Source organism: Rhodococcus rhodnii NBRC 100604 (assembly GCF_001894925.1).
Taxonomy (GTDB): Bacteria; Actinomycetota; Actinomycetes; order Mycobacteriales; family Mycobacteriaceae; genus Rhodococcus_F; species Rhodococcus_F rhodnii.
In genome coordinates, this window is sequence record NZ_BCXD01000016.1 from 1 (window position 1) to 22938 (window position 22938).

The window sequence follows — 22938 nt, forward strand, 5'->3', positions numbered from 1 at the left end:
AGTAAGGGTGCGGACGAAGTCCTTTTCGTCCAGGTGATCCGCGCGGTCCATCGGGACCACCCACGAACCCTTCTCAGCATCGCCGTTCTTCGCGACCTCGTACAGGTCTTCCTCGGCGAAGAAGCCGGTGTAACTCATCAGGCCCTCGTACACCGCGCCGAGCTGGTTGATGCCCAGCTCCGCGTACGAGATGAAGCCGCGGTCGGCGCCCTTGCGTCCTTTGCTCTCCTTCGAGAGAAGAAGGTGCTCGAGCACCTGCTGTGTCGCTTCGTTGCCCAGGCCCACCTCGTCGATCAGCGCCGTCGACGCGGGCTTGAACAGATCCGCGCGCAGCGGCTGGAACTCGAGACCCGGCGCCGGGTCGTCGGTGACGTTCTCCCGCTCCCTCGGCGTGTGGCCCCTGTCGACGAGGCAGAACAGCGTCGCCAGCGACTCGTAGAGGTGCGTGCCGCTGCGTGCCTGCTCGGACACCAGCTCGGTGAGCGTCAGATCGCGCAACCGGTCGAGCCCGTACCCCTCTTCGTATTCGGCGGCACCGGTGGGCAGTACCCGCATCTCGGGCGATGCCTCGGCGTAGAGGAGAAACAGGATCCGGTAGAGGAAGCGCAGCGAGTGCTTCGCGAGGTCCTGTCCGTCGATACCGTCGAGCGTCAGTCCCCTCTGGCCGCGGCGCGTGACCACGTCGTTGGCGATGATCTCGATGGACAGCCGAATGCCCTCGCGGAGGTCCTTCGACACACCCACGGTGTGCTTGACCGAGTCCTCCAGAACGCCGGTCCACCAGATGTTTCCGTCGGCGTCGGGCAGCAGCGCCTGCTTGCCGAACATCGCGGCGACGCGGTCGATCTCACCACCGCGCGCCTCGTGTCGACGCTCCACGACGACGAGCAGATCCACAGCGAGATAGCGGCCCTCGGCCCACCGTTCGGCCTCGGCGAGCAGGAGCCACTGCCCGGCCTGCACGACGACGAACGCCGGGGGAGTGTCCGAGCGGAACGCGGCCGAGACCGCCTTGCCCACGGAGTCGATCGGCTTGCCGTCCTCCGTCGCCGGCGTGATCAGGAGGCCGGTCTCGGGATCGAGCAGATCCTCGATGGACGCCACGGGAACTCCCTGCAGGAACAGCACACTCGTGGCGTCACCCGCCCTCGCGTCGGGAATCTCGATTTCCGAACCAGCGCGTTCGGCCCTGAACGTCGAGAGCTCCGACGGGTACCCGAGGGCCCTCCGCACGAAGGCGTGCGCCTCGGGGGCGCAGTCCGGGTTCTCCGCCAGACCAGCCAATGCTGTCTGCAACCCCGAAGTGGCGGAGAGCAGATCGTCGCGAACCGTCGCGCGGTCCTCCTTCTTCTCCGCGTCCCAGTACTTGCGGAGTTCGAGCACCTTGCCGTGGAACGACTCCTTGGTGGAGTCGGTGGTGAAGTAGTGCTCGCTGATCCAGTCCTCGCCGACGACGATGGAATCGAAAGACGCCACGACTACTGGTCCTTTCCGTCCGCCTCGGCGGCGGGGACGATCAACAGCAACGGACGCACCAGCTGCTGAGTGGGAGCGAGGGATTCGGCGAGCCGCTGCTCTTCCGCGATCCGCCGGGAGAGCGAGTCCACCTTCTTGCGGCGCGCACCGAACAGCTCGAGTTGCTCGGCGCCCGAATACCAGCGACCGGCGCGGCGGCGCCAGCGGTCGAGACGCTTGCTGGCGAACGTCTCCTGGGCGTCGAGCACCACCTGCAGGGCCGTGGCCGCTTCGTCCACCGCGATCGGGACGAGCCCTTGGTACTGCTCGACGTCGTCGACCGGACCCGGATTCCACGAGCCTGGGCGCAGCCCCGTGTCGGTGGTGAGGAAGCCGAGATCGGTGACCGGCTCCACGACGCAGAACGACGGATTGTTCGGGTTCGGGAACGTGGCGGTGGAGAATACGCGCGAGATCAGCTGTCCGCGTCGGTTGGTCAGCGTGCCCATCACCAGGACCGTCGGTCCGTCGACGTCGCCGCGGATCGCGAAGATCTGGTTGCGGCCCAGCGCGCTCAGCGCGCGATCGCTCGCCCAATCCAGCACCGGATGCAGGGGACCGAGGAAGTGAGCCTCAGGCCAGGTCGTGCCGGCGACGCCCTTCCCTTCCTTGGCGGCGGCGAGCTGCGCGTTCCCGACTTCCGGCGAGGTCGCCAGGACCAGGCGCTCGCGCACCTTGCCGGCCTGCAGGTAGTTCTGCGGCAGCTGCTCGAGGCGTTGCCGCAGATCACGCGGCGGGATCAGCTCGGCGACGGCGTGGTTCTTGTGCACCGCCCAGCCGACGCCGCCCTTGCTCGGGTCGGACTCGGGCACATCGTGGAAGGCGGCTGCCAGTGCCTCGGTCAAGAACGTGAGGTCGTCGGGGTAGAGGCTCTCCGAGGGTGCTTCCGGCAGTTCGGATACCGACTGCGCATCGGCGGCTTCTGCCAGATCGAACTCCGCGAACATCCCTTCGAGGTCGTCTCCTGCGGCGATCTCGTCGATGTCGCGAACCTGCTCGTCGAGCGTGGACTTGCCGGCGAGGACGGCACGGATCGCGTTCTCCTCGTCGGTGACCGAGTGCTTGCCCATGAGCGATGCGACATCACCCAGGGTGCCGTGTGCTTGATTCTCCCGCTCCAACAGTCGGGAGAGGACCCGAAGATCGCCGGAGAACGCGGGATCAGTCGGCTCGAGGATCAGTGACGAGATGACCGGCGGATGCTTCTGCCCGTAGCGGTCGACGCGGCCGTTGCGCTGTTCGATGCGGATGAGCGACCACGGGATGTCGTAGTGGATCAGATGGTGGCACTGCGCGTGGAGGTTCACGCCTTCGGACGCGACGTCGCCGGTGACGAGGACGCGAATCGGCGACGTCTCGAGCTTGAAGCTCTCCACCACCTCCTGCTGCTCGACGTCGGACAGGCCGCCGTGGAGCATCGCGATGTTCTCGGGTGCGAGTCCCAGCTGCTTCGGCAGCCGATCGGTGAGCCACCGCAGCGTGGCGACGCGCTCGGCGAACACCACGGCGCGCACGGTCGACTTGCGGCCGACTCCGATCTCGCGCAGTCGTTCGACGAGGGCTGCCTGCTTCCCTGCGGTGTCGTCGATCGCCTGATCGTTGAGCTCTGCCAGGTGACCGAGCGCCTTCAGTTCGACGGCTTCGTCGGCGTCGGCGGGGTTCAGCTTCGCGCGTCGTTGCGTGATCGATTCGGCCAGTGCAGCCGGCGACGACAGGAACGCCTTCGCCAACGTCCACGGGAACAGCCCGGTCGTGGCACCGGAGTACGGCGACTTCCCGGACTCGGGGTGAAGCCAGGTGTGCGAGAGCTCTTCCGCGACTCGATCCTCGGCAGCGGACGGCGTGGCCAATGTGTGGACCGGCTCGGCGCGCTCCGCCCAGTCGCTGCCGACCTCTGCCGCCACGTCCGGATGGTGCCGGTGTCGGCGAATGAGCAGTGACGCGACGTCGTCCTTGCGGAACGTGCCATCGGCGGCCACCGCGGTCGGATCGAGCAGCCGCAGCAACTCCGCGAACGACTCCTCCTTACCGTTGTGGGGAGTCGCCGACGCCAGGATCAACGCCTCGGTGTTGGGTGCGAGAACCCTTGCCAGCTCGTTGTTCTGAGTGCCCACGTTGGTGAGGTTGTGCGACTCGTCGATGACGACGGCGTCCCAGAACTGGCGCGACAGGTGCGCCTTGTAGCGGGGATTCTTCAGAGTGTCGATCGAGATGATCGCGCGCTTGTAGTACGTGAACGGGTTACGCGTCGCCGGCAGCTTCTGCCGCACCTTCTGGATGCCCGCCGAATCGAGCCGAACGAACGGCAGCGCGAACCGGCACCACAGCTCGTGCTGCATCTGCTCGAGAACATGCTTCGGAGTGACGATCAGGATCCGCTCGCCCCTGCCGCGCCGCACCAGCTCGGAGAGGATCATTCCGATCTCGAGGGTCTTGCCCAGCCCGACGGCGTCAGCGATCAGGATGCGCGGCCTGATGTGCTGCGGATCGAGCGCCTTCGCGACGGCTGCCCGCTGGTAACCCAGCGGTGCCGCGAGCATCCGGGTCGAGACCGTCAGCGTCTGATCGCCGTAAGGGAACGGCGTCTTGCGGAGGAAGGCCTCAAGCCAGAGGCGCGACTTGCGGTACGAGCGAGAGTCGTCCGGGACCAGCGTGGCCTCACGAGGGTCCTGCGGTTCGATCCGATCCAGACTCGAGTAGAACGTGGCGGTCGCGCCGTCGAGCCAATCCGACAGGCCGCGAGCCTTGATCAGCCATCCGTCGGAGCCCTGCTCCGCCGACGTGACCAGCCACTCCTCGTCGCGCACGACCACGATCGACCCGGGCGCGACGTTGAGCTCGTCGACGGTGTCGGCCCCTGACATCTGGTTCTCCTGCCATCCACGAGGGTTGAAGTATCAAATCAGACCCCCACGGCGATGATTCGACCGACACCTCGCCCAGCAGGGCGGTGTCGGTGTTCTGTGTCACGATATCCGTCTTCGGTCGGCGAGGGTGAAGGTGAGTGCCGTGGGTGGGGGTTCGTTCCATCAGGACTGGTTGTCCGAACAGGAACTGGTGGTGGCGCGTCAACTCGAACGGGCGTCGCTCGTCGTCGAGATCAATCTCGACGAGAACCGGATCAAACAGATCCAGGAGATCTACGGGATCCACGCACGCGAGAAACTGCGTTTGGCCGCCGCTCCCGACGCCGTCATCCGTGAATACCCTGCGCTCACCCTCGCGGTTCTCGTCGGCCATGCGGCGATCGGGTACGAGCAGAACAGGTACTGGGACGATTTCTTCGAGATCCTCGGCCTCGAGCGCACTCAATCGCTCGAGCAGGAGTTCAGGAAGTGGCTACGCCGCCTGATCTCGCGGTTCGGCCTCCGCGACTTCCCGGAGCTCGAGCACGACTACGTCCAGCTCATGGCTCTGCACGCCGCCTTCCCGGTGTACTGCATGGCGGACGTGGTCCGCATCCTCGAGGAGCGCCTCAGCGCGGGCACCGAGGTCAGCGGTGCCGCCGTGATCGAGTGGTTGCGCCAGCCCGGCAAGAAGCATCGGATGGGCGCATTGGACGTCCCCGTCCGCAACTTCATCCGTTACGGCGGCGACCTGGCGATCGACCTCCTCGACCGAATCATCGACTTCATCGCCTTCACCGTCCACGACAAGGACTGGTCGTCGTCGGACATCGACCTCGACACCTCCACGACAGGGCTGCCCACCGTGTTGCTGGAGCGGCTGGTCGAGCTGCTCGAGGAGCAGCCGTTCGGGCGTGGCAGCCGCGCGCCGGCGCCTCCGCGTCGACGCCGGCGCAAGCCGGGCATCGTCTTGTCGCCGCTGGATCGACAGGTATTGGTCCAGGTCCCGTACCCGGACGTCGATCCCGGGTCGCCCTGGCGTGTCTCGTTCGACGGAATCACGCGTGAGGTCCTGGCTGAGCCGGGGTGGGGGATCACCGGAAAGGACGAACACCCGCCGACGCCCGTGCCGGTGCCGAGCGCGGTCCGCGAGATCCTTTTGCAGCATCCCGGCAGCGGCGAGACCGCATCGATCGACGTCGTGGACAAGTCCGACCCACTTCTGTTGTTCGACCTCGACGGGAAGCGCCTGTCGCGCCGCTCGATTCTTCCGCGTGACCTCGTCTACGCTCTGCACCCCGGCAACGCGCGAGTGGTCGAGCACGGGACGCGGGAGCCGATCGAGACCGTGACCGCGTCGGGCGCCGAATCCTCGGTGACCGGCTGGCAGGGATGGGTGCTCTCGGAGCTCGATCTGAGCGGGGCACGGAGCATCGCCCTCCTCCGCGACGCTGGCGCTCTCTCCGAAGCGCGGACCGTCCGCGACGCGGCCGCCCCCGTCTTCGAAGACGGCGAGCCGATCACCGGAATCGAGACCCTCAACGGCTTGACCGTGTTCGGTACCAGGCCGACGATCACCATTCCCGAGCGAACCGGGACTTCGGACATCGTGTGGACCGTCCGGGTGAAACGTCCCAACTCGATGTCGTGGCTCCTGCAGAACGACTACGAGTCGGAGGACGAAGACACGCTGGTCGATCCGTTCGCCGATTGGGAAGATGCCGTCCTCGGGCAGTTCGAGATCCAGGTGACCGGGCCCGTCGGCTCCGACCTGCGCCACCAGACCTTCGTGGCAGAGGGCATCTCCGTAGACTTCTCGGTCCCCGTCCGGTCACACGTGAGCGGCGGGCTCAAGCCCACCACGGCCACCATCGAGAGCGAGTGGGATCTCGTCGTCGACACACCGCGAATCGAGTTCGGGGCGAGCGACCGCGAGAAGATGATCAGCATCCGCCGCAGCAGCCACGCCTACCGGCTGCGCGTCGTCCCGCCCTACGTACGCGTTCGCTCCGATGTGCGTGGCCAGCCCGCGCAGTGGCGCGTGAACGCCGGCGTGCTCGTCCCCGCCGAGCTGGACGAGGACCGCATCATCGGGTTGCACGCGGACGGTGTCGAATCCGCGGTGTTCGAAGCGCGGCGACGCGACGGAACCCTCCTCAAGGACGTCACGCCCGCGACTCCTCACTATCAGTACTTCGAGTCCTCGAGCCGCGTCTTCTACGACGTGATCAGGAACGAGGGCCCGTGCCAGATCGTCGCGCAGCTCGACGACGAGAACGGCGACACGACGACGGTCGTGATCTGTCACGTGCGTCCCGCCGCGCTGTGTTCACGCGTCACCCTCGACGGCGGAGACCTCGTCCTGCACGATCCCGCGGACGAGGAGGACCTCGCCGTCAACATCTGGGCGCGGACGGCTCCCTGGCGACCCGTCCTGACTGTGCCCGTCGAGAACGGTCGAGCACGCATGTCCGCCGAGTACCTCGGTGCCGGCTCACTCCTCGTCGACGTCTTCGTCGACGACCCGTGGGTGACCATCACGCCCCCGGCGTGGCCGGGGGAGACCGCGCTGAGCGTCGATCAGCCGGGGTGGATGCACGACGACGACCGCGGGAGGAACGCCCTCTCCCGGTTCCTCGCAGGCGAAGGCCTGGCGCCGTCGGATGCGATCGACATGCCGGAGGTGTGGTCGGCGCTCGCTGTGCTGCCTCAGGACTCCGAGGACGTGCAGACCCAGCGGCTCAGGTCCGCACTGTCGCGGCTGCTCAAGGACAATCCGCGCGCATCACTCGAAGCGATGGGCAACAGCACCGTCGGCGCGTCGGACATGGTGTCCCTCCTGATCCGAACCGGACTCGTCTACAAGGATTTTCGCGCCGAGTTCACCCTCAACGATCTGCACCCCGATCCCTGGGTCGGCTGCATGATCGAGATCGCCGACCTCCCGTCGCTCTGGGCCCGCAAGCACGAGGTCGCGGCCGAGCGCCTCGCCACCCTCGACTATCTGGCGGACAAGGGCGGTGACGTCCTGATCGACCTGCTGCGAGTCGGGAAGTCCCACGACGCCTACGCGGCGGTGTTCGAGTCCGGGACCCTCAGGCTCGATGCGATGCCGACGCCCGCCGTCGAGCGGATCATCGAGGAATCGCGCCTCGTGCCGGGTGCGCTGCTCGACGTCGACACCCGAATGGCCGGCGCGATCACCGCCTTTCAGCAGCGGCACCGATGGACGACCGACGGGTGGTCGCAGTCCTTCGGCTCGGCGACGCTCCGCGCCCTGGACACGATCAAGCGGACCTGACGGCAGCTCTACACCGAAGTCGAGGCTCGCAACGAGCGCCTGCACGGGGTGGACATCGGTCGGTGTCCCTGGATGCTGCTGTCGTTGCAGTCGTTGACACTGGCGGTTCTCGCACGGCTCACGGCACACCACATACTGCGCTACCAGGTCAGTACTGCCGACTTCGACGAGGCTTGGGCCACGCTCGCGCGGCTGTGCCCCGGCCTGGTCATGTCCGACCTTCTCATCGCCGAAGCCATGGTGGTGCACGCCAAGTACGGCGACCTGATCGGAGAGACGAATGACTGAACGGCTGGATCCGATGCAGGTCGCATCCCAGATCGAGATCGTCTACAAGCGGTACCTCAAGACGCTCTTGGACCCCAGCGACAGGGCTCTGGCCGACGCATTCGAAGCCGCCGTCGACGGCAGTCGCCTGTTGACGAAGGGGCCGCTGCTCGAGCTCACCCCGCCCTACGAGCCGGGCGCGACGCCGAGGCAACTCGTCGACGAGGGCGTGTTGCACAAGGCTTTTCTCACGAGTGGAGTGCTGCCGGTCGATCGACCGCTCTACGTGCACCAGGAGACGGCGATCCGCAAAGTCGTCGCCGGGCGCAACATCGTCGTCAGCACCGGCACGGGCTCGGGCAAGACGGAGAGCTTCCTCGTGCCGATCATCGATTCGCTCGTCGCCGAACGTGAGGCAGGAACGCTGGGCCCCGGCGTCCGTGCGCTCCTGCTGTACCCGATGAACGCGCTCGCGAACGACCAGCTCAAGCGACTCCGCCATATGCTGCGCGACCTTCCCGAGGTCACCTTCGGCAGGTACACGGGCGAAACCGTGGAGTCGGAGCAGAAGGCCGCGTCGGAGTTCCGAGCCACCAACCCGGGCGAAGAACTGCTGCCCAACGAACTGCTCAGCCGCGAAGCGATGCGACGGCACCCGCCGCACATTCTGCTGACCAACTACGCGATGCTCGAGTACCTCCTGCTCCGCCCCAAGGACCTCGACCTCTTCGACGGCCCGCACGCTCAGACGTGGCGCTTCATCGCGCTCGACGAGGCCCACGTGTACGACGGCGCTCAGGGGTCCGAGGTGGCGCTGTTGCTGCGCCGCCTGCGTCAGCGCGTGGCGCCGGAAACCACATTGCAGTGCATCGCCACGTCGGCATCGCTCGACGGACCTCCCGAAGAGGCGATGACGTTCGCTCGCAACCTCTTCCAAGGTGAGTTCGTCTACGACACCGACGATGCCACGCGTCAGGATCTGGTGAAGCCGGTGCGCCGGCGCCACACCACGGAGGCCACCTGGAAGGTGGACGACGCCGACCTTCTCGAATGGTCGGCGGCATCGGACCCAGGGCAGGCATTCGCGTCGGCGACAGACGAGCAGGATGTCGCCGGGCATCTGCACGCCGAGGACACGATCATCAGGCTCCGATCCGCACTGGCGGCAGGCCCGACGGATGCGGGCGAACTTGCCGACAGGCTGTGGCCCGGCGACGCGTCCGCGCAGCAAAAACTCGAAGCGATCGTCGCAGTGGGATCGTCGGTCAAGGACTCGAGCGGTACACCCGTTCTGTCGGCCAGGTATCACGCCTTCGTCAGGGCGACGGAAGGCGCGTTCGTCACCTTCGACGACGATGCGCCGCGAGTGACCCTGGCTCGACGCGAAGTCGACCCCGAAACCCGTCGCGCCGCCTTCGAGATCGGGACCTGTCAGCGATGCGGCGCGGTGCATCTCGCGGGAAACCTCGACACGAGAACAACAGGCCGGTATTTCGTCCCCACCAAGACCGATGCATCGGTGAAGTGGCTCGTCCTGGCGACCGCAGACGACACCAGCGTGGACGAGGACGACGAAGCGCTGCACGAGCGCAAGACGCAGGACCACTCGGACATTCGCTATCTCTGCACCGGCTGCGGACTGCTCACGGAGGCAGAAGGGCTCTGCACCACCCCCGCCTGCCCGAGCGGGACGACGCTCAAGGTCCGTGAGCATCGAGGCAGAACTCGCGCGATGGACACCTGTACCGAATGTGGTGCCAGCTCGCGTTCCCTGATCAGACGGTTGCGCACCGACTCGAACGCAGCTCCCGCCGTCATCACCACGGCGCTGTACCAGCAGCTTCCCCGCGCCACCGACGAGACCGTTCAGGAGGTCGGTGAGGGGCGAAAGCTTCTGATGTTCGCGGATTCGCGGCAAGCCGCCGCCTTCGCGGCGCCGTATCTGTCGCGGACCTACAACCGGATGCTCGAACGCCGATATCTCACCCTGGCGCTGCAGGACCGCAAGTACGAGGACGAGGACCTCACGCTCGAAGATCTCGCGATCATTGCGCTGAAGAAGGCCCGTGCGGCACACCATTTCCCCGAGAACGCAGGGCGAGTGAAGCTCGAGAAGGAGACCAACGAGTGGGTCATGGGCGAGGTGCTCACCATGGACCACAAGCAGTCGCTCGAGGGACTCGGCCTCATGAAGGTCGCCCTCCGACGTGTCGACGCCGCACTCCCGAAGGGGTTGCTACGCCTCGGTCTCACGCCTGACGAGGTCTGGGACTTCCTCGACGAGCTCGCGAAATCGGCCCGCGTCAACGGCGCGGTCAACCTTCTGGAGAGCGTCGACATCAAGAGCGAGCGGTTCGAGCCGCGCAACATGCGTATTCGCCTCAACCGCATCGGCTCCGATCCCAAGCACAAGGTCTTCAGCTGGCTGCCCAGTGGGCGGGTGGGAACGACGAACAACCGAGTGCGGTTCGTAGACAAGGTGATGAACGCGCTCGGGGCAACGATCGATGCCCAGAAGGTCTTGGACGGGTGCTGGCAGTTTCTCAAGGAGCACAAGTACCTCGTTCCCGAAGGCGACAAGTTCGTCGCCGATGCGTACCAGCTCGATCATCGAAAACTATGTGTCCACAATGGATTCGACACTCTCTGGTATCAGTGTGGGACCTGTCGCCGAATCACGGCCTTCGCCGTGCGGTCGGTGTGCCCGAACAGCAAGTGCAGCGGAACGCTGGCTCCCTTTGCGGTCCCGAATGTCGACGAGGACAGCAATCACTACCGAGCGCTGTACTCCACGATGACGCCGGCGCCGCTGAGCGCGCGCGAACACACAGCTCAGTGGAGTCCTCGTGAAGCCGCCGAGATCCAGCGCAGCTTCATCGCCGGGCGAGTCAACGTGCTGTCGTGCTCGACGACGTTCGAACTCGGCGTGGACGTCGGTGACCTGCAATCCGTCGTGATGCGCAACATGCCGCCGAAGACCGCGAACTACGTACAGCGTGCGGGTCGGGCGGGCCGGCGTGCAGACTCCGCGGCGCTCGTCCTCACCTACGCGAACCGGAACTCGCACGACCTCGCGCAGTACCAGGACCCGAAGACGATGATCGCGGGTCGGATGCGAATTCCGTGGATTCCCATCGAGAACGAGCGGATCGCCCGCCGGCACGCCCACTCGGTAGCGCTGGCCGACTACTTCCGACACGGATTCGAGCAGAACGGTGTCGCATGGCGGCACGTCGGCGAGTTCTTCACGCGGCCGGAACCGGACGAGCCGTCGCCGGCGCAGCTGGTGAAGGGGTTCCTCACGCCCGTCCCCGAATCGATGAAACGAGCTCTGCGCGCGATTCTTCCCGAAGCGCTGCACGACCAGATGGGGTTGGACACCGATGAGTGGGTGGACAAGCTCGACGATCTGCTCGGGGACGTGCAGAAGGAGGTCGAATCGGATCTCCAGACCTTCCGCCAGTTGATCGAGGAGGCGAAGGGAAAGGACCAACTCAAGCTCGCCTACGGTTTGCAGAAGACCCTTCGTACGATCGACGAGCGTCAGCTCCTGGGATACCTCGCGAACAAGAACGTGCTGCCCAAGTACGGGTTCCCCGTCGACACCGTAGAACTGCGGACGCTGCATACGCAGGAGCCCATCGGCACCAAGCTCGAGCTTGCGCGTGACCTCAGCCAGGCGATCTACGACTATGCCCCCGGGAACCAGGTCGTCGCCGGCGGCAAGCTGTGGACGTCGCGCGGGATCCACCGGGTTCCGAAAAAGGAACTCGAACGGTTCCAGTACCGCGTGTGCCGTCACTGCGACCGCTTCGAGGTCGGACGAATTCTCGATGCCGGCGCCCCGTGCCCGAACTGCGACGAGCCGTTTCCCGCTGTTCGCACGATGGTCGTTCCCGAGTACGGGTTCGTCGCCGAACGCCGTGCTAGCGATGTCGGCACCGCGCCCCCGGTGCGGAAGTGGAGCGGGTCGAGTCACGTCGAAGACATCGGGGAGACGGGCGATCCCTTCACGTGGCAATCGACCGGCGGTATCGCAGTGGAAGCGCGTGCGGGCACGCGCGCCACACTCGCCGTCGTCTCGGAAGGAGACGGCGCGGGCTTCATCGTCTGCCAGTGGTGTGGTTGGGCCGATCCGGCTGGGTACCGACGTGGCCAGGGGGCGCACGAGCGTCCGCTGACCGGGCAGCCTTGTGACGGAAAGCTCGAGCTGATGTCGCTGGCCCATCGCTACCAGACCGACGTCGCCGAGTTCACCTTCGGTGACTACTCGTACGACCGCGATGCCGAGGATCGTTGGCTCTCGGTGCTGTACGCGTTGCTCGAAGGCGCATCGATGGCGCTCGAGATCAGCCGCGACGACATCGACGGCACACTCTCGTGGGCCAGGGACGGTCGGCGGAGCATCGTCTTGTTCGACACGGTGCCCGGCGGCGCAGGGGCTGCCAAGCGGATCGCCGAGAACCTCGGAACGGTCCTCGCAGCGTCGGTGAAACGTCTGAACGCGTGCGAATGTGGCGAGGAGACGTCCTGTTACGGGTGCCTCCGTAGCTACCGCAACGGCCGCGTCCACGAGCGGTTGAGCCGCGCCGGAGCGTCGGCGATCTTCCGTGAGATCCGGGTTTCCGCAGGGCTTTCGGAGGAATGGCACACCGCCATGACGACGGCAGATGCCGAGGCGCGGCCCCTTCTCGCGGAGCTCGCCCAACGCGGCGTCGACGTGCCCGAGATCGGCCACGAGGTCGGCGACGGCTGGCCGATCGAGCTGCTCTGGGAGTCCGCGAAGGTCGCGGTGGTCACGAGCGACGATGCCGACCGTGACCAGTGGTTGAACTCGCGGGGCTATCAGGTCATCGCGCTCGAGCGGGTCGACGCGGACGTACTCGCCACGAGTGTCAGTCGAACGGCGGAACCACAGACCGTGTGACGGCCCCCGCCGTCACGGGATCGACGGGAAGGTGTTGCGCATCAGCTCTACGAGCTGCTGCGCCATCTTCTCGTCGATCTGAATGGACTGACTGCTCTTCGGCTTCGACTGCCTCAGGTCCGATCCGAAGGTCGTCAGGTGGAGGAGAGTGTCCTCACCGTCGAGAACGACGTTGTAGAAGCAATCCACCTCCGACGTGTGGGGCTGGATGCGCTGAATGCCCTTCTCGAGCTTTCGAACTCGTGCCATGCTCGGAGGATAGCGGCACTGTCGCTGGCAGCATGCGGCCGGACATGTCGGTGTCAGGTCCTACCCTCTTGCGCATGTCATGGATTTCGTTGATCCCCATCGGTCTCTCGATCATCGGCTTGCTCTTCGGCAGTGGTTTCGTCCGACGCTCGCGAGCGCGACATCACTGGGGCCAAGAGGCTCAGCTCTCCTACTCGTTCGCGAGTGCCACCGAGGACCTGGCAATTCGCGCTGCTGCGCAGCGTCGTGCCAACCGTTTCGCCGACCGGTACCTGCGATCGCATGCCGTCCCGGCCGTGACGGGTGTGCCGACGATTCTAGTTGCCTCGGCATCGATCATGTTCCTCGGAAATGTGGTGGCGTTTGTCCTCTCGATTTCCGGCGCATCGACGATCCAAATCTGCCTCGTCGCTGCAATTTCGATCGTGTGTGCTCCGCCGTTGATGTGGTCGTACGCCCTCGGGCTGATGGCAGATTCAGAGCAGCAGGTGTACCGGGACATGGGATTCCCGGAGCAGTTCCGGCGAATCAGGCTGTCGAGGCGATGGTTCAAGCCGACGACCACCGCGCTCTTCCGTACCCGCAAGTGGCGACGATGCTGCAGAGTCGAGTCATATCGGCGGAACCTCGTGATCGAACCTCGGAGGATCAGCGGTGCACTCCCGATAGACCGTGTCTCAGTGCCGGCATTGCGAGCAGCCGCGTTCGGCTCAGCGCCTCGGTAACGACTCGGTGCGGAGTTGCGACAGGACCAGCAGTATCGCTATCGCAACTCGTCTCCACCTCGGTCGCATCTCGTCGTCCAGGCAGTTCAACGTCGTGCAGCGCGTCCGGCTGCGTTCGCTACAGGGAGGGTCCATGGTTCTGCCGTTGATACCGGCAGCGCTCATCGCAGTGGGAGCGCTCACCGGCGGAGGTGGGCTCACGCTAGGTGGCAAGGCCGCACTCGACATGAAGCGCGCAGCCGATCAGAAGCGAGAAGCCGAAGAGCAGTACCGAAAGCGTTACGGCGAGATCGAAGAGTGCGTCGAAGCCGTCAACGCACGGATCTCGATGCTCGGTGAGCAGCAGGAGCGGGCGTTGGCTGCGGTCGTGTTCAGGTTCATCGACTTCATGAAGCGGAACGAGAAGAAGGTCGCCGCGTCGGAACGACTCGTCGCCGACGGAGTCGAAACCAATCAACGTCAGATCACCGAAGCGGAGAAGCTGGCGCTGGACGCATTCTCGTGGCTGGGCGGGGTGTTGGGTTCCACCGCCGCCGTATCGGGAGCTTCGGCGGCAGTCCTCGGAACGGCGGGAGCCGTCGGTGCGGCGAGCACGGGTACCGCGATTTCCGGCCTGTCCGGTGTCGCGGCCACGAATGCAACGATGGCGTGGCTGGGCGGCGGCGCACTCTCGGCCGGTGGTGGCGGGATGGCGCTGGGTGGACTCGCCCTGAATTTCGTCACGATCGGCCCGGCCCTCCTCATCGGAGGAGTCGCGGCCACGGCGCAGGCGAGCAAGCTAGCGACGCAATCGAAGAAGGCGCAGGCCGACGCCGCTGTCGCCATCGCAGAGCTCGACGAGCACGAGGTTCGACTCGACGCGGTGCGCGCACGTGCGGACGAGTTGCAGGAACTCCTCGAACGCCTGGCATTGGACGGAGTTCGAGCTCTCGACATTCTGGAGTCGGAAGAGTTCGACCCGGTCCGACACACCGCGCGGATGCAACGTGCGTTTCAACTCTCGAAAGCGGTTGCCGACGTGGCGAAGGTGCCGGTGCTCGACGCCGATGGCGAACTGGCACCTGAGGGCTACGAAGTGACCATCAAGTACAAGGCAATGAGCGAGGAGAACCATGGCTGAGCCAGAGAAGGTACATGTCGGGGAGGTGCTGCCGCCTCGAACGGTGAGCCAGCTGGACGGCTTCGCGGCGTTGAGGCAGATCGTCGACTCGGCGCAGACCTGCGTGAACGTTCTCGCCGTCGAGAAGACGAAGCAACGGAAGATCGCCGCGTACGAGGGCACCGAAGTCGCGAAGATCAAGGCCGCGGAATCCGTTCTCCGGCAATACTTCGAGCAGTCGTTCACCGAGCGGCGTGCGGTGTTCGACGGTTTGCTGGAGCGACTCGACTCCGCTCTGGAGCAGGGCGACGGTGCAGTGATCGGCACCGTCTTGAACGGCACCGTCGACGTCGCTCGCTCGTCGCCACTCGCGAATGCCGGTGATCTGAGTCAGATCCGCGCGGCCCTCGACGATCCGGACCACGTCTGGGAGCTGTGAGCTGAACTGTCTAATCGGTGGCTTTGGGGTGACCGGTACCAGTGGCCTTGATCCACAGGGTCCGTCCGTCGATGTCGACGAGGTACCAGATCCGTCCGCCTCCGGTGACTTCGTACTGCCACTGCTCCATGGCTATTCCTCTGTGAGTCGCGGTGGCGAGGGAGCCCTTGAGGCAATGATGCCGTGATGTGGGGGCGGGTTGGTCGCGACGAGTGCGGAGCTCGGTCCATGCGGTGAGAGCGTTGCTCGGTACCTGCTGGCACAGTGTGTCCCAGCCCTTCACTGCCTCGGTCGTAGCGAAGCGAAGCTCCCAGCCGTCTGACGGATCTGCCGGAGGGGTGACCCGGTCCCCGCGTTTCGGGCTCACGACTCGCCAGGGGGCAGGACGGCGCCATGATCACCATCGGTGTCCGACGCGAGAACGGCGGCAAGTTCCGGGTCGGCGAGCACTTCGGCTGTGTGCTGCCAGGCGTCGATGACGTGGACCACCGGCGTGGGATTGTCGAGTGAATCCGCCGCGCGGAGGGTGTCGAGGAGTTCGGTGACGAACTCCTCGACGTCGTCAGGAGGCAGGAATGTCACCCAGGGGAACACCTCGGGAAGGGCCGCGACGACGCTCTCGCGAGCACGCGAGTCTCGCTGCACCAACGTCACGAGCATCCGCGTCGACACCGATGCGGCGGTGTGCTCGAGCTGGGCTCGCGCCGCCGTGGTCAATACCAGATCCTCGGCGTCCCGGCGGCGCACCAGCAACGACTGCGCGCTCGACCGTCGTAGCCGCTCGACCGTCGCCTTCCCCTGTAGTTGCAGCTCTGAGAACGTCACCTCATCGACCGTCATACTTCAAAGGTACTTCTAAAGTATGTGGGTGGCGACTGCCGCCGACACGCTAGGCTGACCGGCTGAACTGCCGAGGCGAGGGGGAGGACACCGATGGCTGTAGTACGACTCGACGAAGGAACCATCGACAAACGCGTCGCACACTGCGACGACATGTTGCGGGACGCGAAGGCACTATGAGCGCCAACTCGCTGCGCGTACCACTGATCGCCGCTGCGCTCCTCCTTGCCGTGTCGTGCGCTTCCGAAAACGCGGGCGGCGCAGATTCACCGAGCTCCAGCAACGAGGCGGACTCGAGTTCGCCAGCGCTGCCGCCGCGACACATCGATGAGTCGGAGCGGCCGCAGGTCACCTTCGACCCGTGCAGAGATCTGACGGACGAGGCGATCTCCGCTATCGGATACGATCCCGCGACCGAGGACGGCGCCGACACGCTCGGCGAGTCGCAGACGTTCCTCGGGTGCAGCTGGAAGACAGATCCCCGCCGCTATCACCTGACCGTCACCGCCGGGAACGTCACTCTCGACGAACACCGGGCTCGCAATTCCGGCTACGCGACGGAGTCCTCGCTCGCTGGAGTCCCCGCACTGATGATGCTCGATCCACGGGTACCCGATTCCTGCGTTGCCGCGCTCCCGAGTGACTTCGGCGCTGTCTTGCTGCTGCGAACGGATCGCGACCTCGGTTCGCCCGCTTCGCCTACCACTCCCGATCAACGTTGTGAAGGCATTGAGCAGACTGCCGCGGCAGTGGTCGACGCGATGAATCCCGCGAAGTAAACACGGGCACAACAGCAACGGCAGGTGCGCAGACCCACCGAGAGGGCACTTGATCGCGAACTCGGTGGGTCGTCGTCAATTCGGCCGTCCTCAGAGCCCACCCACCCACGCGAGCCGGTCACTGGACAGCGAGAACATGTCCTCGAACAGCACGACGTAGGTGCCGGGGGCTGCGCTGCCACGCGCGTCGAAGCAGACGCTACCGCTGGCCTGCCCGCCCGGCGCGATCTGGCCCGAGTTGAGCATCGGACGGTCGGTGCCGAAGGTGGCGTCACGGATCGCGCCGCTCGGATCCTGCAGGCTCCAGTCGGTGTACCCGTTGAAGTCGTTCTGCGCGCTCCCCACGTTCTCGATGGTCACCGAGCTGCACAGGTAGCTGCCGATCACCGAATCGACCGCCTCGAGCGGGCCCACGGTGTAGGCGAGGTCGTCGCCGGTGATGGTGGCGCCGGCCTCCGCCGCCGTGTCGTCGTCGAGCTTGCCCGGGAAGTCAGGGCCGCTTGCGGCGACCGCGTCACCCGCCGGAGTGGGACCGGAGGTGACGGCGGCATCGTCGCCGTCACCACCGAGGCTCGAGACCATAGCGACCCCGCACGCTCCGAAGAGCAACACCGGAACGCCGACGACGAGCCACGGCCACACGCGACGCTTCTTCTGCGGCGGCTGGTGCTGCGGCTGCTGTTCGGGGGTGGGGTACGAACCGGGAGTGGACATCTCGTCTCCTTACGCTGAGCGGCGGACGAACTCCGCCGGCTGTGCTCTCAGCTCACTCGACGCCCACCCGCGGGCGCTTCGTCCGACCGGCCGGATCGCCTCCTCCTTTCGGTCGGATACCGGTCCGATCGGTCGATACCGCACGTCGGTGCACGTGCGTAGCGTGCACATCGTGACCGCGACCGCAGCCCCGCCCTCGCGCCGCTCCCGCTGGGTTCGGCGCGCATGGACGACGGGCGCCGTGACGCTGAGCGCCTTCTGCTCGCTGGCGACGTTCGTCCTGTCGCAGGATTCGGGCACCGCGCCCACCTGGAACTACGCACTCGGATTCGTGCTCAACCTCGTCGCGGCCGTCGCGCTGATCCGCCGCCACGAGCACCCGTGGGCCGTCCTCGCAGCCGCACTGGTGGGGCCGCTCTTCTTCTCCACCGACGCCACGGCGGCGCTCATTGCGCTCTTCGCGCTCCTCAAGGCGGAGCAGGGCCGGCGCGTCGTCGCCGCGGTGGCCGCGGTCTACGTGGCGTGTGTGGTGTCGCTCGTCTACGACGCACACCGCACCCGCGACAACTCCGTCCTCAGCATGGAACGCAAACCCGAACCCGGTGCGCCCAAACCGGTCTGGGACATGGACTGGTGGATACCGTGGCTGGTCGCCGCCGTCCTGGTCGGGATCGTCGTGGCGCTTGCCGTCGTGAAACGCACCCGCACCCAGCTCGACGTCGCCGAACGCCGCCGCGACGAAGCCACCGAGCAGACCCGCGCGATGCACGACGAAGTGATCCGCACCGAGGAACGCACCCGCATCGCCCGCGACATGCACGACACCCTCGCCGCGGGTCTGAGCCGGATCTCGCTTCTGGCGGGGAGCATCCAGGTGAGCGGTGTCGACGAACCGGAGAAGATCGTCAACACCGCCTCGAAGATTCGCGCCACCGCCCACGAGTCGCTCGACGAACTGAAGAACATCGTCGGCGTGCTCCGCGGGACGGCCGACTCACCCGGTGGGCACCAGGGGATCGACGCCGTCGCCGACCTCGTGCAGTCGGCGCGCGCCGCCGGCCTGCACGTCACACTGTTCACCGATCTGCAGCCCGGCGACGTCGGCACCGCGTCCGGCCACGTGGCCTACCGCGTGGTGCAGGAGGCCCTGACCAACGCGCAGAAGTACGCCGCGGATCAGACGGTGCAGGTCGGCGTCACGGGCAGCGAGCACGATGGCATCCGCATCGACGTTCGCAACGCGCTGAGCAGTGCGCCGCCGATGGTCGCCTCTGGTTCGCAGACGGGCCTGACGGGGCTCGCCGAGCAGGCCGGTCAGCTCGGCGGGACGGTGCACGCGGGAGTCACCGCCGACGGCTTCGTCGTCTCGTGCTGGCTCCCGTGGTTCGCGTGAATCGTCTTCTCGCCGTGCGATGTCGGATGGCCTGCTTATGCTGTCGCCACCATGACAGCCACGCCGCCCATCACCGTCCTCGTCGTCGACGACGATCCCTTCGTCCGGCGCGGCGTGACCGACATCTTCGCGGCCACCGACGACATCGCGGTGGTGGGGGAGGCCGACGACGGCGACCGCGTGCCGGACGCCGTGCGCCGCACGACGCCGCAGGTCGTCCTCATGGACCTCAAGATGCGCCGCGTCGGCGGCCTCGAGGCCACGCGCCAGCTGCTCGCCCTGCCCGACGCGCCGAAGGTGATCGCGATGACGGCGATGGACGTCGACGACCTCGTCGTCCAGGCGGTGGCCGCAGGCGCCCACAGCTTTCTGAGCAAGGGCGAAGCGCCGGAGACGTTCCACCAGTCGGTGCGCGTCGTCGCCGCCGGCAACACGCTCTTCAGTCAGGAATCGCTGCGCCGCATCGCCGCCCACCACCCCGACCCGGCACCCACCGTCGTGCCTTCTGCCTTCGCGAACCTGTCGGAGCGGGAACGGCAGGTGCTGCAGGAGCTGGCCACCGGCGCCTCGAACTCCGAGATCGCGACGCGGCTGTATCTCGGCCAGACGACCGTCAAGACCCACCTTTCATCGGTGTTCACCAAGCTCGGCACCGACAACCGAGTCCGAGCCGCACTCGCCGCGATGCGCGCAGGCCTCGTCGACTGACGAGGTCTCGTGTAGCTGCGACGCTAGAGCGGACCGAGCGTCCGCGGCGGCGCCACGACGGTGATACCGGCATGCCGCTCCAGAGAATCCAACAGGTCTGCTCTATCCGTCAGTCTGTGGGTGCGAGAGACCCGGTAGTCGCTGGGCGTCTCGACGGACACGGTGTTGTCGCCCGAGGATTCGAACAGAGCAAGACAGGCATGTTCATGTGCCAACTCGTGGCGGGCCCAGTAGCGAATCCCGTCGAACCCAGCAGCCTGCAGCGCCTTGGCCCAGTGCTGCGTGAGTCGGTAGTCGACGACGGTCGAAATCTCGGCAGTGAGCCCGTATCGAATCCCGTCGTTGGCGGTGGCGTCCGCGACGATCAGATCGTGGTCGACCGTCAACTCCGAGACCGTCCGGGATGCGATGTCGGGTTCCGCGACGAATCGAACACCGGCAAGCATCTCGTAGAGGCCGATCATCTCGGTCTCCGCGACGTAGCAGGTTCCCAACGGGGCGGGGAGATCGAATCTGCCGACCATGCTGCTCCCGAACCACCAGGGACTCAGTGCGGCACGGTGGGTGCGAAACAGGGCGGACCCCGCCGGAATCGTTCTCGTCGGAAAGTTGCGCAGGTTGTCGGGAGTGGGTGGTGTCGAGAGGTGTCGCGTTGCTCGCGGCGGCGTCACGAGACCAGCCGCTGGGCGGCTCGATGAGCCAGCGCAACCACGTCGTTGTCGTCTCCATCGATCAGCGCCTGGCGGGGTGTCCGCCCATCCAGCTCCGGCTGTTCGGTCGTCAGCCAGGACGCGACGGTCCACCCCTCGACGTCGGCTGCAGCCCAGGCGGTCAACGTCTCCTTGAGGCCGGGAATCGGGCGGTGTGGAGGTGTGTCTGTGAGGCCGCCCGACCAGTAACCGACGGTGCCGTCCTCGGCAACGAGCCGCAGCACGCGGTGTGCCTGCACCGCCTGACTCAACGCCTGCTTCGACCAACCAGTGACGTCGAGCATCTGTCGGTGCGTGAGGACCGGGCCGATGTGGTTCTCCCACACGCGTCGTGCCCTGAGATTCGACAGCACCTTGGCGACACCCGCTTGGAGGTAGCGAACGTCCTCGGCATCGAGGCGCTCTTCGGCCATGCCGCTCGCTTCGAGCTGATCGTCCACGACCTTCTTCAGCGGTGTGCCCATGAACCCCATCGTCCGCTGGTCAACCGGTCAAGTCAAGAGGTCAACAGTGGCCCGATCGTCGGACGCCCGCGTATGTAACGGCGGACCGGCCGAGCGCTATAGCCGAGCACCGACATTTCGTCGGCCGGTGTCGACGTGCATGCAGGTGTGCTCGACCTTTCCCTCCAAAGGAGCGACAGTGTCCTTCCAAACCCCTCGCAGCATCGAGGACGTTCTCGGCGCGATTCATCGGCGCGAGTACCTCATGCCGGCGATTCAGCGCGAATTCGTCTGGGGCACGGATCAGATCGTGCGATTGGTGGACAGCCTGATGCGCGGATACCCGGTCGGCTCCTTCCTGCTGTGGGAGGTGAAGCCGGAGACGGCGAGGTCGTACACGTTCTACGAGTTCCTCACCGATTACCACGAGCGGGACAACCCGTACGCCGATCGAGCCACGGTCCCTGCTGGCACGGGAACGACGGCGGTTCTGGACGGTCAGCAGCGTCTCACCTCGCTCAACATCGCTCTGTACGGGAGTTTCGCGGAGAAGAAGAAGTACGCCTGGTGGAACAGCGCCGGCGCCTTCCCGGTGAAGCGGCTCTACCTCAACCTCGTCGACGACCCCGCCGACGAGGAACTCGGGCTGAAGTACGACCTGCGCTTCCTGCAGGACACGGAAGCCGCGCCGCGTGACGGCGAGCCCGACAAGTGGTTCCGGGTCGGTGCCGTGCTGGGCCTGGCCAACTCCGGACCCGCCATCATGAAGGAGCTGGCACGACGGCGCATCGCAGATGACGGCGAGGCGTTCCAGCGCTTGTACGACCTGTACGACGCGGTCCGTGTACTCAAGCCGATCAACTACTTCCTCGTCACGGATCAGGACGCGGACAAGGTCCTGGAGATTTTCGTCCGCGTCAACAGCGGCGGCACCCCGCTGTCGTACTCCGACCTGCTGCTGTCGATGGCGACGAATCAGTGGAAGGAACTCGACGCCCGCGAGGAGGTTCGATCGCTGGTCGCCGATCTCAACAGCAATGCGGGCCGGCAGTTCTCGTTCTCGAAGGATGTCGTTCTCAAGACGGCACTCACTATCGCAGGCGTGGATGTCCGGTTCACCGTCTCCAACTTCACGCAGGCGAACATGGAGAAGGTCGAGTCGGCGTGGCCGGACGTCAAGGGTGCATTGCTTCGGGCCGCCGCGCTGCTACAGCAGTTCGGCTACAACGAGCACAATCTGACGGCCAACAGCGTGATCGTTCCTCTCGCCCATTACCTCCACCTGCGAGGAGCACAGGATTCATATCTCGACTCCAGCTCGGACGCACGTGATCGACTGGCCGTACAGGGATGGGTGACGCGATCACTGATCAAGCGCGGGATCTGGGGGTCCGGTCTGGACACGACCCTCACTCGTATTCGCGAGGCGCTGATCGCTCGTGCAGGTGACGGCTTCCCGGTCGCCGAGGTGGAGTCGGCGATGGCTGCGGTGGGCAAGCCGCTGTCGTTCGACGACGTCGAAGTCGATGAGCTCCTCAACCTGAAATACGCAGGGCAGCGCACCTTCTCGGTGCTGTCGGTCCTCTACCCGGGCTTGGACCTGAGCAAGCAGTTCCACGAGGACCACATCTTCCCGAAGTCGCGGTTCACGAAGAAGCGTCTGCTGAACTCGGGGATTCCCGCCGAGGTCGTCGACGACTTCATCGGAAGCGTCAATCTGCTACCGAACCTCCAGCTGTTGGCCGGAAGCGCGAACATCGAGAAGCAGGACTCTCTTCCCGGCTCCTGGATCGAGTCGGCGTTTCCCACCGACGCGCACCGGAAGAACTACGTCCACGACAACGATCTGGACGATCTTCCGCTGGAGCTGTCGGAGTTTCTGTCCTTCTTCGAGGCCCGGAAGGAACGTATGAGGAGCCGGCTCGTGAAGGCACTGGGAACTCCGCTGGCCACCGCCGCGGACGAGGCATGACAGCCGTGCGT

General features: G+C 66.0%; 16 protein-coding genes and 1 pseudogene. 10 read left to right on the top strand and 7 right to left on the bottom strand.

From position 1 onward, the window contains the following. Positions 1-1476: pseudogene (locus RR1_RS12970) on the bottom strand (class I SAM-dependent DNA methyltransferase); the annotation flags it as partial. Between the two features lie 2 nt (positions 1477-1478). Beyond that, positions 1479-4379, bottom strand: a complete 2901-nt coding sequence (locus RR1_RS12975; RefSeq protein WP_010840370.1) for a helicase-related protein — start codon at positions 4377-4379, stop codon at positions 1479-1481. 145 nt (positions 4380-4524) lie between these two features. On the opposite strand from RR1_RS12975, the gene RR1_RS12980 reads away from it, so the two are divergent. The 3 genes from RR1_RS12980 (at position 4525) to RR1_RS12990 (ending at position 12856) form a co-directional block, all read left to right on the top strand. Next, on the top strand, positions 4525-7662 hold the full coding sequence (locus RR1_RS12980) for a hypothetical protein (protein ID WP_143153830.1): 3138 nt from the start codon (positions 4525-4527) through the stop codon (positions 7660-7662). Between the two features lie 72 nt (positions 7663-7734). Then, a complete protein-coding gene (locus tag RR1_RS12985; protein WP_010840372.1) occupies positions 7735-7950 on the top strand; it encodes a hypothetical protein in 216 nt (71 codons plus the stop codon). Next, positions 7943-12856 (top strand): DEAD/DEAH box helicase, encoded by a 4914-nt coding sequence (locus RR1_RS12990; RefSeq protein WP_051111345.1) that lies wholly within the window; start codon positions 7943-7945, stop codon positions 12854-12856. The genes RR1_RS12985 and RR1_RS12990 overlap by 8 nt, the downstream gene beginning before the upstream one ends. Positions 12857-12868: 12 nt before the next feature. Here the strand turns inward: RR1_RS12990 and RR1_RS12995 are convergent, their stop codons facing one another. Then, positions 12869-13105, bottom strand: a complete 237-nt coding sequence (locus RR1_RS12995; protein ID WP_010840374.1) for a hypothetical protein — start codon at positions 13103-13105, stop codon at positions 12869-12871. Between the two features lie 74 nt (positions 13106-13179). Here RR1_RS12995 and RR1_RS22640 point away from each other — a divergent pair, with 74 nt between their 5' ends. From RR1_RS22640 to RR1_RS13005, 3 genes are all read left to right on the top strand, one after another. Continuing rightward, on the top strand, positions 13180-13830 hold the full coding sequence (locus tag RR1_RS22640) for a hypothetical protein (RefSeq protein ID WP_010840375.1): 651 nt from the start codon (positions 13180-13182) through the stop codon (positions 13828-13830). A 133-nt stretch (positions 13831-13963) separates the two neighbouring features. Further along, positions 13964-14950 (top strand): hypothetical protein, encoded by a 987-nt coding sequence (locus RR1_RS13000; RefSeq protein WP_010840377.1) that lies wholly within the window; start codon positions 13964-13966, stop codon positions 14948-14950. After that, on the top strand, positions 14943-15368 hold the full coding sequence (locus RR1_RS13005; RefSeq protein WP_040775647.1) for a hypothetical protein: 426 nt from the start codon (positions 14943-14945) through the stop codon (positions 15366-15368). The genes RR1_RS13000 and RR1_RS13005 overlap by 8 nt, the downstream gene beginning before the upstream one ends. Positions 15369-15731: 363 nt before the next feature. On the opposite strand, the gene RR1_RS13015 is transcribed toward RR1_RS13005, so the two are convergent. After that, a complete protein-coding gene (locus tag RR1_RS13015; protein WP_010840380.1) occupies positions 15732-16208 on the bottom strand; it encodes a hypothetical protein in 477 nt (158 codons plus the stop codon). A gap of 176 nt (positions 16209-16384) precedes the next feature. Between RR1_RS13015 and RR1_RS13020 the strand changes: the two genes are divergently transcribed. Beyond that, positions 16385-16987 (top strand): DUF3558 domain-containing protein, encoded by a 603-nt coding sequence (locus RR1_RS13020; protein ID WP_010840381.1) that lies wholly within the window; start codon positions 16385-16387, stop codon positions 16985-16987. A gap of 90 nt (positions 16988-17077) precedes the next feature. Here RR1_RS13020 and RR1_RS13025 read toward each other — a convergent pair whose 3' ends face one another. Continuing rightward, the gene (locus tag RR1_RS13025) at positions 17078-17701 is read right to left on the bottom strand and encodes a DUF4352 domain-containing protein (protein ID WP_010840382.1); all 624 of its coding nucleotides are present in this window, start codon (positions 17699-17701) and stop codon (positions 17078-17080) included. A 172-nt stretch (positions 17702-17873) separates the two neighbouring features. On the opposite strand from RR1_RS13025, the gene RR1_RS13030 reads away from it, so the two are divergent. Then, positions 17874-19094, top strand: a complete 1221-nt coding sequence (locus RR1_RS13030) for a sensor histidine kinase (protein ID WP_238559100.1) — start codon at positions 17874-17876, stop codon at positions 19092-19094. 51 nt (positions 19095-19145) lie between these two features. After that, complete coding sequence (locus RR1_RS13035; RefSeq protein WP_010840384.1) at positions 19146-19802, top strand: response regulator transcription factor; 657 nt, start codon at positions 19146-19148, stop codon at positions 19800-19802. A gap of 23 nt (positions 19803-19825) precedes the next feature. Here the strand turns inward: RR1_RS13035 and RR1_RS13040 are convergent, their stop codons facing one another. Together RR1_RS13040 and RR1_RS13045 are read right to left on the bottom strand one after the other, a co-directional pair. Then, positions 19826-20473 (bottom strand): RES family NAD+ phosphorylase, encoded by a 648-nt coding sequence (locus tag RR1_RS13040; protein ID WP_051111346.1) that lies wholly within the window; start codon positions 20471-20473, stop codon positions 19826-19828. Beyond that, on the bottom strand, positions 20470-20976 hold the full coding sequence (locus tag RR1_RS13045; protein ID WP_040775651.1) for a hypothetical protein: 507 nt from the start codon (positions 20974-20976) through the stop codon (positions 20470-20472). Before RR1_RS13045 ends, RR1_RS13040 begins: the two co-directional genes overlap by 4 nt. A 178-nt stretch (positions 20977-21154) precedes the next feature. Between RR1_RS13045 and RR1_RS13050 the strand changes: the two genes are divergently transcribed. Further along, a complete protein-coding gene (locus RR1_RS13050; protein WP_010840388.1) occupies positions 21155-22927 on the top strand; it encodes a DUF262 domain-containing protein in 1773 nt (590 codons plus the stop codon). Positions 22928-22938 lie beyond the last annotated feature (11 nt).

What these genes read in the sequence shown, in the direction of transcription:
- RR1_RS12975 (WP_010840370.1), bottom strand. Translation starts at nt 4,379, where the DNA reads ATGTCAGGGGCCGACACCGTCGACGAGCTCAACGTCGCGCCCGGGTCG.
- RR1_RS12985 (WP_010840372.1), top strand. Translation starts at nt 7,735, where the DNA reads ATGCTGCTGTCGTTGCAGTCGTTGACACTGGCGGTTCTCGCACGGCTC.
- RR1_RS12990 (WP_051111345.1), top strand. Translation starts at nt 7,943, where the DNA reads ATGACTGAACGGCTGGATCCGATGCAGGTCGCATCCCAGATCGAGATC.
- RR1_RS12995 (WP_010840374.1), bottom strand. Translation starts at nt 13,105, where the DNA reads ATGGCACGAGTTCGAAAGCTCGAGAAGGGCATTCAGCGCATCCAGCCC.
- RR1_RS22640 (WP_010840375.1), top strand. Translation starts at nt 13,180, where the DNA reads ATGTCATGGATTTCGTTGATCCCCATCGGTCTCTCGATCATCGGCTTG.
- RR1_RS13000 (WP_010840377.1), top strand. Translation starts at nt 13,964, where the DNA reads ATGGTTCTGCCGTTGATACCGGCAGCGCTCATCGCAGTGGGAGCGCTC.
- RR1_RS13005 (WP_040775647.1), top strand. Translation starts at nt 14,943, where the DNA reads ATGGCTGAGCCAGAGAAGGTACATGTCGGGGAGGTGCTGCCGCCTCGA.
- RR1_RS13015 (WP_010840380.1), bottom strand. Translation starts at nt 16,208, where the DNA reads ATGACGGTCGATGAGGTGACGTTCTCAGAGCTGCAACTACAGGGGAAG.
- RR1_RS13020 (WP_010840381.1), top strand. Translation starts at nt 16,385, where the DNA reads ATGAGCGCCAACTCGCTGCGCGTACCACTGATCGCCGCTGCGCTCCTC.
- RR1_RS13025 (WP_010840382.1), bottom strand. Translation starts at nt 17,701, where the DNA reads ATGTCCACTCCCGGTTCGTACCCCACCCCCGAACAGCAGCCGCAGCAC.
- RR1_RS13035 (WP_010840384.1), top strand. Translation starts at nt 19,146, where the DNA reads ATGACAGCCACGCCGCCCATCACCGTCCTCGTCGTCGACGACGATCCC.
- RR1_RS13045 (WP_040775651.1), bottom strand. Translation starts at nt 20,976, where the DNA reads ATGGGCACACCGCTGAAGAAGGTCGTGGACGATCAGCTCGAAGCGAGC.